Source organism: Flavobacterium potami, from assembly GCF_020026915.1.
Lineage (GTDB): Bacteria > Bacteroidota > Bacteroidia > Flavobacteriales > Flavobacteriaceae > Flavobacterium > Flavobacterium potami.
The window spans coordinates 192994-206280 of sequence record NZ_JAINUY010000008.1 but is presented as its reverse complement, the minus strand read 5'-3'; the positions used below and the strand labels follow the sequence as shown (position 1 = coordinate 206280).

10 protein-coding genes are annotated in these 13287 nt (G+C 33.5%); 7 read left to right on the top strand and 3 right to left on the bottom strand.

The genetic code is table 11. The features are described from left to right. The first annotated feature begins 60 nt into the window (after positions 1-60). From kbl to K6T82_RS21510, 3 genes are all read left to right on the top strand, one after another. Positions 61-1254 (top strand): glycine C-acetyltransferase, encoded by a 1194-nt coding sequence (gene kbl, locus K6T82_RS21520; protein ID WP_223710517.1) that lies wholly within the window; start codon positions 61-63, stop codon positions 1252-1254. Between the two features lie 113 nt (positions 1255-1367). Then, complete coding sequence (locus K6T82_RS21515) at positions 1368-2831, top strand: OmpA family protein (RefSeq protein ID WP_223710515.1); 1464 nt, start codon at positions 1368-1370, stop codon at positions 2829-2831. A gap of 62 nt (positions 2832-2893) precedes the next feature. Further along, complete coding sequence (locus K6T82_RS21510; RefSeq protein ID WP_223710513.1) at positions 2894-5656, top strand: PD-(D/E)XK nuclease family protein; 2763 nt, start codon at positions 2894-2896, stop codon at positions 5654-5656. A gap of 186 nt (positions 5657-5842) precedes the next feature. Here the strand turns inward: K6T82_RS21510 and K6T82_RS21505 are convergent, their stop codons facing one another. After that, complete coding sequence (locus K6T82_RS21505; protein ID WP_223710511.1) at positions 5843-5986, bottom strand: hypothetical protein; 144 nt, start codon at positions 5984-5986, stop codon at positions 5843-5845. A 291-nt stretch (positions 5987-6277) separates the two neighbouring features. Between K6T82_RS21505 and K6T82_RS21500 the strand changes: the two genes are divergently transcribed. Both K6T82_RS21500 and K6T82_RS21495 read left to right on the top strand, forming a co-directional pair. Further along, complete coding sequence (locus K6T82_RS21500; RefSeq protein ID WP_223710508.1) at positions 6278-6598, top strand: roadblock/LC7 domain-containing protein; 321 nt, start codon at positions 6278-6280, stop codon at positions 6596-6598. Between the two features lie 24 nt (positions 6599-6622). Then, complete coding sequence (locus K6T82_RS21495; protein WP_223710506.1) at positions 6623-6997, top strand: hypothetical protein; 375 nt, start codon at positions 6623-6625, stop codon at positions 6995-6997. An 84-nt stretch (positions 6998-7081) separates the two neighbouring features. On the opposite strand, the gene K6T82_RS21490 is transcribed toward K6T82_RS21495, so the two are convergent. Both K6T82_RS21490 and K6T82_RS21485 read right to left on the bottom strand, forming a co-directional pair. Beyond that, the gene (locus K6T82_RS21490; protein ID WP_223710504.1) at positions 7082-7858 is read right to left on the bottom strand and encodes an alpha/beta fold hydrolase; all 777 of its coding nucleotides are present in this window, start codon (positions 7856-7858) and stop codon (positions 7082-7084) included. Positions 7859-7885: 27 nt separating this feature from the next. Next, on the bottom strand, positions 7886-8428 hold the full coding sequence (locus tag K6T82_RS21485) for a sigma-70 family RNA polymerase sigma factor (RefSeq protein ID WP_223710502.1): 543 nt from the start codon (positions 8426-8428) through the stop codon (positions 7886-7888). A 166-nt stretch (positions 8429-8594) separates the two neighbouring features. On the opposite strand from K6T82_RS21485, the gene K6T82_RS21480 reads away from it, so the two are divergent. Continuing rightward, entirely contained in the window at positions 8595-9734 is a 1140-nt protein-coding gene (locus K6T82_RS21480) for a FecR family protein (protein WP_223710500.1), read from the top strand. 226 nt (positions 9735-9960) lie between these two features. Next, positions 9961-13287, top strand: coding sequence for a TonB-dependent receptor (locus tag K6T82_RS21475; RefSeq protein ID WP_223710498.1), 3327 nt, complete (start codon positions 9961-9963; stop codon positions 13285-13287).

The window sequence follows — 13287 nt, the reverse complement described above, 5'->3', positions numbered from 1 at the left end:
AAATAACGAAGCTTAATTATTGTTAACTTGTTAATTTTTAACGTTTTAAATGAAATAAAAATGTACGGTAAAATAAAAGAACATCTGCAAAGTGAGCTGCAGACAATCGAAGAAAATGGAATTTTTAAAAAGGAGAGAATCATTACTTCTCCGCAAGGTGCAGAAATAAAAATTTCGACAGGAGAAACAGTATTGAATTTTTGTGCTAATAACTATTTGGGGCTTTCATCTCATCCGGAAGTAGTTCAAGCGGCTAAAGATGCTTTGGATACACATGGTTTTGGTATGTCCTCGGTTCGTTTTATTTGTGGAACACAGGATATTCATAAAACTCTCGAGCAAAAAATTGCCGATTTTTATGGTACAGAAGACACGATTTTATATGCAGCAGCATTTGATGCAAATGGAGGGGTATTTGAGCCTTTGTTGGGTGAGAATGACGCTATTATTTCTGACAGTTTAAATCATGCCTCTATTATTGATGGTGTTCGTCTTTGCAAAGCTGCAAGATACCGTTACGAAAATAATAATATGGATGATCTAGAGCAGCAATTAATTAAAGCAAATGAAGCTGGAGCTCGTTTCAAATTAATTGTTACTGATGGAGTTTTCTCGATGGACGGTTTAGTAGCGCCATTAGATAAAATTTGTGATCTTGCAGATAAATATGATGCAATGGTTATGGTAGACGAATGTCATGCAGCTGGTTTTATCGGAGCAACCGGAAAAGGAACTCTTGAGGCAAAAGGAGTAATGGGAAGAGTTGATATTATTACTGGTACTCTTGGTAAAGCTTTAGGTGGAGCAATGGGAGGATATACTACTGCAAAAAAAGAAATAATCGAATTATTGCGTCAAAGATCGAGACCATATTTGTTTTCAAATTCTTTAGCTCCTTCAATTGTTGGTGCTTCAATCAAAGTATTTGAATTACTTGAAAAAGATACAACATTACGTGATAAACTGGAATGGAATACCAATTATTTTAAGGATGGTATGAAAAAAGCAGGTTTTGATATTATAGATGGAGATTCTGCAATTGTACCGGTCATGTTATACGATGCAAAACTGTCGCAGACTATGGCGAATGAGCTTTTAAAAGAAGGGATTTATGTTATCGGATTCTTCTTTCCGGTAGTTCCAAAAGACAAGGCCAGAATACGTGTTCAGCTGTCTGCAGCACATGAAAAAGAGCACTTGGATAAAGCTATAAATGCCTTTACAGTTGTCGGTAAAATGTTAAAAGTTATATAATTACCACTTTGGTCAAATTTTTGTAGGTTTTTTTTAACATTTCATTTTGTATTTAAAAAATTTGGTGTTACTTTTGCTTGTAATTAACTAAATTGTAATTAAAAAAATTAAGTATGAAACATCTTAACAAACTTTTAGTTGCTGTATTGATGGCGATGGGTTTAAATGCTCACGCGCAAGATAGTAACAATCCATGGGCGATCTCTTTTGGGGTTAATGCTGTGGATACTAGAACAAGTTCGGGTTCAGGAAGTGGATTTTTTGATCAGCACTTCTCTCAGCCATTCGCAGTAAAAGACAATTGGAATATTCTTCCTTCTCTATCTTACATTGGAGTAAATAGATATGTTGGTAGCGGTTTCTCTGTTGGTTTACAAGGATCTGTAAACAAAATTGATAAATTTGTTACTTTCGATCCAAGCAATCCAGCTCACGATGGAAGAGGTAACGTTGTAACAAATCCTGGAGATTTAATGTACTACGGAATTGATGCTACTATCAAATATAGCTTCCAAGAATTAATCAAATCTAAAGTGGTTGATCCTTCGTTATCTGTTGGTGGAGGTTATACTTTCTTTGGAGATAGCAGCTACGGAACTGTTAACCCAGGTGCTGGTGTTACTTTCTGGTTTACAGATGCAATTGGTCTTGAGCTTGCTACAAGATATAAATGGGCTGTAAGTGGTGATAGAGTAGATGCTAATGGTACTCCAGATGCAGTTTCTCACTTTCAACACACTGCTGGTTTAGTTTTCAAATTCGGAGGTAAAGATACTGACGGAGACGGAATCTATGACAAAGATGATGCTTGTCCAGATGTTGCTGGTTTAAAACAATTCAACGGATGTCCTGATACAGACGGAGACGGAATCGTTGATGCTTCTGACGCTTGTCCAGATGTATTTGGTTTAGCTGCATTAAACGGATGTCCTGATACTGATGGAGACGGAATTGCTGATAAAGATGACGCTTGTCCAGATGTTGCTGGTTTAGCTGCTTTAAAAGGTTGTCCTGATACAGACGGTGATGGAATCGCTGATAAAGATGACAAATGTCCTACAGTTGCTGGTCCTAAAGAAAATGGTGGATGTCCATTCTTAGACGCTGACAAAGATGGTGTTGCTGACAAAGATGACGACTGTCCTACAGTTGCAGGTCCTGCTAGTAACAGAGGATGTCCAGAAGTTACTTCTGAGGCATTAGAAGATCTTAAAGTTCAAGCTAGAGCGGTATACTTCAACTCAGGAAAAGCTACTTTCAAAACTGGAGACAAAGAAACTCAAGCTAGATTAGATGCTATTAAGGAAATCCTTAAAAACTATCCAAACGCGAAATTCTCTATCGAAGGACACACAGATAGTACAGGTTCTGCTAAAATCAACCAAAAACTTTCTGAAGACAGAGCTAAAGCTGTGTTAGATGCATTAGTTCAAAGAGGTGTTAACCCAGAGAACTTAGAGTCTAAAGGGTTTGGTGCTAGCCAACCAGTTGCAAGTAATAAAACTGCTGCAGGTAAAGCTCAAAACAGAAGAACTGAAATTAGACACATTGGTTCTAAATACCAAGGTAAACTATAATTAGTTTCTAAATAAATACTAAAAGCCATTCTTAATTGAATGGCTTTTTTTATTTTTATCCTATGGTAAATATTTCTTTTCTTCAAAAAATTGCTTCAGTTGTAATTCAGGATTATGCAGATAAACTTTCTGAAATCACGATAATTCTTCCGAATAAAAGAGCAAAGGTTTTTTTGATTGAAGCTCTTAAAAAAGAGACTAATAAAACTATTATCGCTCCTGAGATTACAAGTATTGAAGATTTTGTGCAGGATGTTGCGTCAATCCGTTCGATAGATTCTATTGAGTTGTTGTTTGAGTTTTACGAGGTTTATTTGTCTGTTACAGAAAAAAAGAATCAGCAGTCTTTTGAGTTGTTTGCAAATTGGGCAAAAACACTTTTGCAGGACTTTAATGAAATTGATCGTTATCTTTTGGATCCGACTCATGTTTTGTCTTACTTGAAGGATATTGAGGATATTAAAAGATGGGGATTGGAAGTTGATCAAAAAACAAAACTCCTTGAAAATTATATTGATTTTTGGAAATTATTGCCTCTTTACTACGAGTCGCTTTATAATCATTTATTGTTTAAATCTATTGGTTATCAGGGTTTGATTTATAGGGAAGCAGTTAATAATTTAAATCATTTTTCGAACACCATCGGTAACCGCACATTTGTTTTTGCAGGATTTAATGCTTTGAATGCTGCCGAAGAAAAGATAGTGCAGCATTTGCTTGCGTTGGAGCAGGCAAGAATTTACTGGGATGCTGATCAAACATTTCTAAATGATCCATATCATGATGCTGGGCTTTTTTTAAGGCGATTTAAAGAAAATTGGAAACATTATAAGTCAAATGTTTTTGAGTGGATTGTGGATGATTTTTCGCAGTCGAAAAACATTCAGATTATTGGAACTCCGAAGACAATCGGACAAGCAAAACTCACGGGTAGTATTCTTGAGAATTTAATCAATGAGAATCCTGCTGCATCTTTGGATAAAGTTGCGGTTGTGCTTAGTGAAGAAAATTTACTTGTTCCGGTTTTATATGCTTTACCTTCTTCTGTTGGAGCTTTGAATATTACAATGGGGTATTCAGGAAAGAATAATCCGTCGCAGATTTTTGTTGCCAAATTGTTTAAAATGCACACTAATGCGCTCTCTAGAAAAGGAGGAAGTTATGTTTTTTATTATAAAGATGTGCTTGATGTTTTAACTCATCCGTTGGTAGAACCATATGCGCATGCAGAAAAATTGGTAAAAATTATAAAAGAGAATAATTATACTTTTATTACGCATCATAAAATTCTGGAACTTCATCCAGATTCTTCTGTTTTTTTTAATTTATTGTTTGAAAGATGGGAAAATGGATCGATAGCCGTTCTGAAAAATATTTCTGCATTACTAATTTTGATTAAACAGCATTTTAGCAATGATAATGAGGAAGAAAAAATTGCGAAAGCATTTGTTTATGGTGTTTTTAAAGTAATTAATAAACTAATAAATTATTACTCCAAGCATAATCATATTGATAATATAGATACGCTTCATGCTATTTACAAGCAAATTATCGATTTGGCGGAAGTATCTTTTGAAGGTGAGCCGCTACGAGGATTACAGATAATGGGTGTCCTGGAAAGCCGTGTTTTAGATTTTGAAACGGTTATTATTACCTCGATGAATGAAGGTAAATTCCCTGCTGGAAAGTCGCAGAATTCTTTTATTCCGTATGATGTAAAGAAAGAATTGGGGCTTCCGACATTTAAGGAAAAAGATGCGATCTATACATACCACTTTTATCATTTGCTGCAAAGGGCTAAAAATATTTATTTGATTTATAATACAGAAAATGATGGCTTGGATGCAGGCGAAAGAAGTCGTTTTATTACACAATTAGAAGTAGAGAAAAAATGGAGGCATAATATTACGTTTGATATTTATAATCCAGTTTTACCAAGTATGGCTTACGAGCCAATTTCTATTCCTAAGTCTGAAGCGATTATGGAACGTTTGAGAGAAATTGCTGTAGCCGGTTTTTCTCCTTCGGCATTAACTTCTTATATTCGAAATCCGATTGATTTTTATTTTCAAAAAATATTGAGGATTCGTGAAGTGGAAGAAGTGGAAGAGAATATTGCCTTGAATACTTTAGGGACTATTATTCATGAAACTTTAAAAGCCTTGTATGATCCTTTTATTGGAAAATTCATTTCAGAAAATAATATTTTAAATTGTTTTAAATTGTTGGATGATGAAGTTCTGAAGCAGTTTAAGTTGGTTTATAAAGAAGGGGAGATTAAGAAAGGAAGAAATCTTTTGGCTTTTGAGGTTGCAAAACGAAATGTTTCAAATTTTTTAAGGATGGAATTGGAGTCGATAAAAAATGATGAGGCAATAAAGATTATTGCTTTGGAACAGACGTTTGAGAGAGAATTTGTTCATCCGAAGTTGCCTTTTCCTGTTTTAATTAAAGGGAATGTCGATCGTATTGAACAGCGTGACGGGAAAATCAGAATTATCGATTATAAGACCGGAAAAGTAGAAAAAGCTAATGTTGTGCTAAAGTCCTGGAATGGATTAACGCAGGAGATTAAAAATGACAAAATTATTCAGGTGTTGGCTTATGCTTTTATGTTTGAAAAAGAAGCGGGAAATCTTCCGATAGAAGTGGGTATTATTTCGTTTAAAAATCTAAAATCGGGATTTTTGCCTTTTGGTTTTAAAGAAGAGAAAGAGTTGAATTCGGTTGTTACAGCTGAAATCCTGAATTTGTATTTAGAAGAAATTGCTAATTTGTTAAGTGAGATATTTGATATAAGTATTCCTTTCGAAGAAAACATTTAAGGGAAAAAGCTATTCTTTTTAAAATCAATTTATTATAAGAGTTTTTCCTTTTTAAGGATATTTTGATTTATAAGCAGATAAACAAAAGTAGCTTTCTGAGATTCTTATTTCTTAAAATAGTAAAAACAAAAAAGCCGGACTTTTCAAGAAAATTGATAAGTCCGGCTATTTTTTTTTAAAGTGCTTTTAGCTAAATATTTTTTTGAAGAAACCTTTTTTGGTTGTTGCTTCAGAGTTCGTAGTGTTGATTGTTCCGTTCTCAATACGAAATCTTCTAAACTTCATAAGTTTTACATTTAAGTCAAAGCGTAATTCGTCAACAGTTTTCATAGGTACAATTTTTTTGCAAAGCTAAATAAAAACTTTTATCAAATGCAACAATCTGTAAATCTTAATTTTAGAAATATACTATATGAAGTGAAATGTTGTGATTTTAAGAAAATATGTTTTTTCTGTTAATTTTTGTTGCAGATTTTTCGTAAAAAAATAAGATTAGGTGTGTGATAAATAAAAGTGAGTCAATAGGCTTTGTGGAATGTTTTTTTAACAAGTGTTTAGGCAATAAATGTTAATATTAAAAATATCTTTGGCGCTTCCAAAAACATGACAAAATAATAGAATATGATTGATTTACAAACACTAGTAGATGAGACTGGCGCAGAGTCTGGCTTGAGTTTTAATATTGATGGAATCTTAAACGAGTCTGTTAATTTAGAATATGACGGAAATGTAGCAGCAATGATCGGAATGATCTTAAAGATGTGCCTAGAAATGTCTGAAGACGTTAATAATGGTGATCTTAAACAAGTTATGATTAAAAACAATGATGGAATTGTTGTTGCAACCAAAAACGAAGACGATAATTGTGTCGCCTTACTTTCTAAAGATTTAAGCAAAATGGGGCTGTTACTTCGAAAAATGGACTCTGTTTTTAACAACTAATTTTAACCAAACATCTAATAAAACATGTCAGATTTTTTACAAAATTTCCAAAACGATCTAAGAGAAAATATTAACGGATTTATCGCTGTTTCTGTTACTGAAGTTGAGACAGGAATGTCTTATTGTTCATTAACTGTTAAATCTGATTTTGATCCAGAATTGGCTTCGGCATATAATTTAGAAGTAGTAAAAGCGAAATTGAATGCGCTTAAAGCTTTAGGGTTAGATCAAAAAATTAATGATATTTTAATTACATTGACAGATCAAATTCATATTATTGACCTTTCAGAAGATGGAAGATATTTTATCTATCTAGCTGTAGATTCTACAAAAGCAAATCTTGGTTTAACAAGAGCTACTTTGTCTAAATATAAAAAAGATATTACTTCAAAGTTATAACGATATTTTGCCCCCACAAATGAGAAAAAGGCTATTTCAACTACGGTTTGAAATGGCCTTTTTCGATTTTAATACTTTTTGTTGTTATTGGAAGAAATTGGATAAAATAGCTTTCAGGGCTTCTTTGTTTTCGATATGACTCATGTGCCCGTCTTCAAAAGAAACCAATTCTGCTGTTGTGTCTTCAATTTGAGCAAGACTTTCTTCGTAGTTTAAAACGGGATCTTTTTTTCCTAAAACCAATAATACAGGAAAGCGGTTTTCTTGCAAAAGCCACTCTCTGTCTTTTCTGATTTTCATTCCTTCCAAAGAGGCAACAATTCCTTGTAAAGGTGTTTTTAAGGCTTCAATTCTTGCTTTTTCAATTTCTTCAGCTAATCTTTCTCTGTTGTTTTCGCTAAATAAATTGGAGATAGCCAAAGTGATAAAAGTGATGTAATTTTGTTTTACAGCTTTGATTGCGCGTGTTCTGTTCAGCTTTTTCTCTGGACTGTCTTCCTTGGAAGTCGAATTTTGTAAAACTAATTTCTGGATTTTCTGAGGGTATAATTCGGCGAAAGCCAAACCAACATAACCGCCCATTGAATGTCCGAGAATTATGGCTTTTTCGATTTCTAAATGTTTTAAGACTTCATTAACTGCATTTGCGTTTTCTTCCATTTCATGAACATATCCCAAACAGTCCGATTCGCCGTGACCTAGTAAATCGATTGTGATTACACGATATTTTTCTGCGAAGAAATTGGCGTAATCTGTCCACATTTTTTTGTTTTCCAGAAAGCCATGAAGTAGAACTATTGCGTTTCCTTTTCCGGTGTCAGAATAGGATATTTTGGTGTTTTTGTAAAGTATGTGATTCAAAATGGAAATTTTAATAGCAAAAATAAGCTATTTTATTAGCCATAGAAAATATAAGATCAAATTTAAACGGGAAGTGTTTTGTGATTCTCTTAAAGAGGCGTAAGCTCTTTTCATTTGTGTTTTTACAGTGTTTATTGAAATGTTTTGGTCTTCTGCAATTTCTGCGTAACTCAATCCTTCAACAACATGTGATATTAAAATTTCTCTTCTCGCCTGAGGGATTTTTTCAATTAAAGTTTGAATTTTAGGTTTTTTCTGTTCTTCTGCGTTTTCAAACAAAACTTGTTCTTCAGATTTTTGAACGATTACTTTTTTTGTTTTCAGACTGATTGCTTTCTTCTTCTCAATATATTGAAGACTCAAGTTTTTTATTGCTTTTGTGCCATAAGCCTTAAATGAAATAGTAAAATCTGGAGTTTCTTCTTTTTCCCAGAGGTATACAAAAAAATCTTGTGTAATGTCTTTTGCTACATCTTTATCCTTTACGATGTTGAAAGACACCAAAGAAAGAAAGACAAAGTGTTCTTTGTATAAAGCTTCAAATATTTTTAAATCTTTTTGACTCGACATTTAAAAATGACATTAATTTATTTGTAATGGATTACATAGTGCCAAATGTAAAATAAAAACTTAATTTTTTTTCATATTGTGTAAAAAAAATCAAAATTTTTTGATTAGTTGTCACCCTAAAAAACTTTTTTCCTAACAGTAAATAAAACCACTATATAAAAAAACAATGACTCCAAATTCAAAATTGATTGATGTACTTAGAAAAGTAACGTCTAAAGGAAATTTTGATGCTTCTAAAATAGCATCCTTGCCTCCTGAAGAGCAAGAATTAATAAAAGATTTACAAAGTAATGGCTTGCTTGAAGAAGCATTGTTGTATGCTGAATCGATAAATGTTGATGAAAACTGGGAAGATTTGAAAGAAAAATTAAATGTTGATCAAAAGCTGATTGTTGTTAATTGGAAAAACATTTTCCGGTATGCGGCGATAGTAGTTTGCTTATTAGGTTTAGTATATCTTTTTCAATACAAAACAGATAAGGACAGTAAGATTGTAATTCCGCCCGATGCCATTCAGTTGGTTTTAGAAAATGGAGATATTCAGATTTTAAGTCCAAATGGAGAAAAACAAATTGTCAAGAAAAATGGAGAAGTGGTCGCTTCTCAAAAAAATAATGAAATTAATTATAGTGCCACAAATTCGATGAACAAATTGGTCTACAATGAGATTAAAATTCCAAATGGAAAAACGTTCAAAGTAGCGCTTTCAGATGGTACAACTGTAAATATCAATGCAGGTTCTTCTCTAAAATATCCGATTCAGTTTATTAAAGGACATAATAGGGAAGTGGTTTTAGAAGGAGAAGCTTTTTTTGATGTTGCAAAAGATAAAACACATCCATTTATAGTAAAAACAAGAGGAGTTGCTGTAAAAGTTTTAGGAACCAAGTTTAATGTGAGTTCGTACAGTGAAGATACAGATATTAATACAGTACTAGTTGAAGGCTCGGTTAGTTTGTCTGATGTTAAAAATGCGAATAAAAATGCCATGCTTGTTCCTGGTGAAAAAGGATCCTGGAATGCTGAAGGCAATCAGATAGCCATAAACAAAGTCGATACCCGTTTTTATACCGAATGGATCAATGGAGAAATTGTTTTCAGAAAAACACCTTTTAGAGATATTATCATCAAACTGGAACGCACTTATGGTGTCAAGATTGAAAACAAAAGAACAGACATTTTAGACAAAAAATTCAATGCCAGTTTTAATAAAAATATTGAAAGTATTGAAAAGGTATTAGAAACAATGAGTAAAATTCAAGGCTTCACTTATACAATAGAAGGAAAGCTTATAAAAATAAACTAACTATCTAATTTATTAACCAACTAAAAATCAATTTATGAAGTGAGAGGATAATTTTTTAAAGAAATACAGGAAAAAGAAATCGGAAAATACTACCAATATTTCCCGATTTAGTAATGTGTTTTTAAACGACGTTTCGAATTAAATCATTTAAAATCAATCCAAAATTATGAAAAAAATAATTAAGAGGAATTGGCTTAGTCCTTATTTGCCTAAAATTAGTCTGAAAATGAAACTAACCACGCTATTACTGATGCTTTCTTTGATGAGAATTCAAGCAGGCGTCTATTCACAAAATACAAAGTTGACCTTAAATATGAATAATGCTCCGGTTGAAAAACTGTTTAACAAAGTGGAGTCTGTTTCGGAATACAGATTTCTTTTTGAGAGCAGTGCAATAGACCTGGATAGAAAGGTGACAATCAATGTTAAGAAGAAAGGAATTACTGAAATACTGGATGAAGTATTCAGGAATACTGATATTTCTTATAGTATAAATGACCGACAGATTATTTTGACGAAGAAAAAAATACAAGCACATCTGCAGGAAAAAAACTCCGTTCCGAAAGTAATAGCCGAACAAGGTATTGAAATTACCGGAGTAGTAACTGACTCCAAGAATATGCCGATTCCAGGAGCAAATGTTATAGAGAAAGGAACTAATAATGGAGTTTCAACCGATTTGGATGGAAAATTTACCATTCGCGTAAGCGGATCAAATAGTGTTTTGGTATTTTCTTTCATCGGATTTGAAAATAAAGAAGTTACAGTTGGTCAAAGTAAATCTTTGAGCGTGATATTAAACGAGCAAAATTCGGCATTGAACGAAGTTGTAATTGTGGGATATGGAGCTGTAAAAAAGAAAGATTTGACGGGAGCTGTAGCAACAGTTAAGTCGACTGATATTGCTTTGAATCCTGTGGCTAGTCCAATGGAAGCACTTCAAGGAAGAGTTTCAGGATTGGATATTCAACGTCCATCTGGAAAAGCAGGAACTTCACCCAAAGTTTTATTGAGAGGAAACAGATCGTTAACTGCTAGTCAGGATCCATTATATATTATTGATGGAATTCCGTCAAGCATTGACAATTTGAATACAAATGACATCGAAACCATTGATGTTTTAAAAGATGCTTCTTCTACTGCTATATATGGTTCTTCTGGAGCAAACGGAGTTATCATTGTAACCACTAAAAAAGCAAAAGCTGGAAAAACACAAATTGATTTTAACAGCTACTTCGGATTAAATGGTTTCTCGTCTTTCCCAGCACCACTTACAGGAGAGAAATGGCTCAACTACAAACGTGATCGATTTTTCCTAGACAATGGTTATCAAGCTACGAGTTTAACCGATTTAGGGTTAAATGCTTCAGCAGTTGCGGCAATTGAAAATGGACAATATGTAAATTGGATTGATGAAACTTTGCAAGTTGGAACACAGCAAAACCACAACCTTTTTATGAGAGGAGGATCTGAAAAAGTACAAGGATATTTCTCTTTAGGATATGTGGGGGAAGAAGGAATTTATAAAAATGATAAAATGAACAAGTTCAATTCTAGAGGAGGAATTGATCTTAAATTTAGCGATAAATTTAAGACAGGTTTTCAACTGATTTTAAATTACAGCAAAGGAAGTACAACAAATAGTAGAATTAATAAAGCTTACAGCGTTTATCCTTTGGGAGTGCCATTTGATGAAAATGGTGATGTAAATCTGTATCCAATAGCAGGAGACCCTAACAATATTAGCATTTTAGCAAATAATTATCCAGGAGCTTTTGCTGATGAATCTATGGGCTACAACATACAATTCAATCCTTATTTGGAGATTGAATTTGCCAAAAATTTGAAATTAAGATCCAATTTAGGAACACGATTTTCAGGAAACAGAGCGGGTACTTTTCAAAGTAAAAACTCATACAATTTGCTGACAGAAGGAAGGACAGCAAGTGAGGCTACTTACAATATGACTTTAGGTTATAGTTATATCTGGGAAAATATATTGAACTATAACTTTAAGGCGGGTAAAAATCATGATTTTACAGTTACCGGTATTACGTCATGGGCAGATACCAGATCAGAGGGAACTTTCATGGGAGGTAATGGTTTAGATTATGACGATTTTTTGTTTTATAATATGGGAGCTGTAAAAAATCTTACGACGAGAATGAACACCTACAGCCAGTTTAACAGAATGTCATTTGCCGGGCGTCTTAATTATAGTTTTAAAGGGAAATATTTATTTCAGTTAACAAATCGCTGGGATGGAGTTTCTCCATTGGCAGACGGTAATAAATGGTCGGCTTTTCCATCTGCATCGGTGGCTTGGCGTATTAGCGATGAAGCTTTTATGCAAGGAACGAGTTCTTGGTTGAATAATTTAAAAATAAGACTTGGTTATGGTGTTTCTGGATCGGCAAATATTGATCCTTATTCCAGCTTGACTCGTACTTCGACTAAGACAAGTAATCTTTCTCTTGGTGGTGGAACTGCATTACCGATGTATGTACCTACCGAGCATATTTCAAATCCTGATTTAACCTGGGAACGTTCCACAAACACCAATTTAGGTTTGGATATTTCTGTATTGCGCAATAGAATTGATCTTGTAGCTGAATATTATTGGACTCAAACAGATGGTATTTTATGGGATCGTCGTTTACCAACTAGTTCTGGAGGTTATGATGGTAAAACACCTTACAAAAAAACTTCTAACATCGCCACTTCGCAAAATAGAGGTTTTGAGTTGGCAATCAATACTAAAAATATTGAGACCGAAAATTTCAAATGGAATACCTCATTCACTTACACACATGCCAAAGAAAAACTAACCAATATTGATTTAGGAAACCTAAGTGTGAGCCAATTAATTTCTGAAGGTCTTTTTATTGGCCAGACTCCAGCAGCGGGAGGAGTGTTTTATGATTATAAGAAAATAGGAATCTGGCAGTTAGGGCAAGAAACAGAAGCTGCTTTGTATGGTGCTAAACCAGGAGATATTAAACTTCAGACAGTTGAACAATTTGATGCCAACGGAGTATCAGATAATGGTGTGCACGTTTATTCTACAAAAGACAGGATGATTGTTGGTAACAATGTTCCGGATTATTTCTTCGGTATGCAAAACACATTCAAGTATAAGAATTTCGATTTTACAGTGTTTGTAAACGGAAGATACGGCGGCATGATGCGTGCTCAAGTACTTGGATATTGGAACAAAGAAGCACAGCCAGAAACCTATAGTTATTGGACACAAGATAATCCAACAAATGATTTTCCAAGACCAGGAGGTACTTTTAATACACAATTTCAATCGGCATTAGAGTTGGTAGATGCTTCTTATATAAAAATTAAGAATATCACTATCGGGTATTCTATGCCAGATGATTTTCTTAAAAAGAGTGGTTTGAATTCTTTAAGACTTTACGCAACAGCTTATAATCCTTTTGTTTTTAGCCGCAGTCATTTATTGAAAGATGTAGATCCAGAAAACGGAGGATCAGATTCATTCCCATTATTTAAACAAGTTATTTTCGGTCTTAATTTATCATTATAG

Coding starts and splice junctions, on each gene's coding strand:
- kbl (WP_223710517.1), top strand. CDS start 61: ATGTACGGTAAAATAAAAGAACATCTGCAAAGTGAGCTGCAGACAATC.
- K6T82_RS21515 (WP_223710515.1), top strand. CDS start 1,368: ATGAAACATCTTAACAAACTTTTAGTTGCTGTATTGATGGCGATGGGT.
- K6T82_RS21510 (WP_223710513.1), top strand. CDS start 2,894: ATGGTAAATATTTCTTTTCTTCAAAAAATTGCTTCAGTTGTAATTCAG.
- K6T82_RS21505 (WP_223710511.1), bottom strand. CDS start 5,986: ATGAAAACTGTTGACGAATTACGCTTTGACTTAAATGTAAAACTTATG.
- K6T82_RS21500 (WP_223710508.1), top strand. CDS start 6,278: ATGATTGATTTACAAACACTAGTAGATGAGACTGGCGCAGAGTCTGGC.
- K6T82_RS21495 (WP_223710506.1), top strand. CDS start 6,623: ATGTCAGATTTTTTACAAAATTTCCAAAACGATCTAAGAGAAAATATT.
- K6T82_RS21485 (WP_223710502.1), bottom strand. CDS start 8,428: ATGTCGAGTCAAAAAGATTTAAAAATATTTGAAGCTTTATACAAAGAA.
- K6T82_RS21480 (WP_223710500.1), top strand. CDS start 8,595: ATGACTCCAAATTCAAAATTGATTGATGTACTTAGAAAAGTAACGTCT.
- K6T82_RS21475 (WP_223710498.1), top strand. CDS start 9,961: ATGAAACTAACCACGCTATTACTGATGCTTTCTTTGATGAGAATTCAA.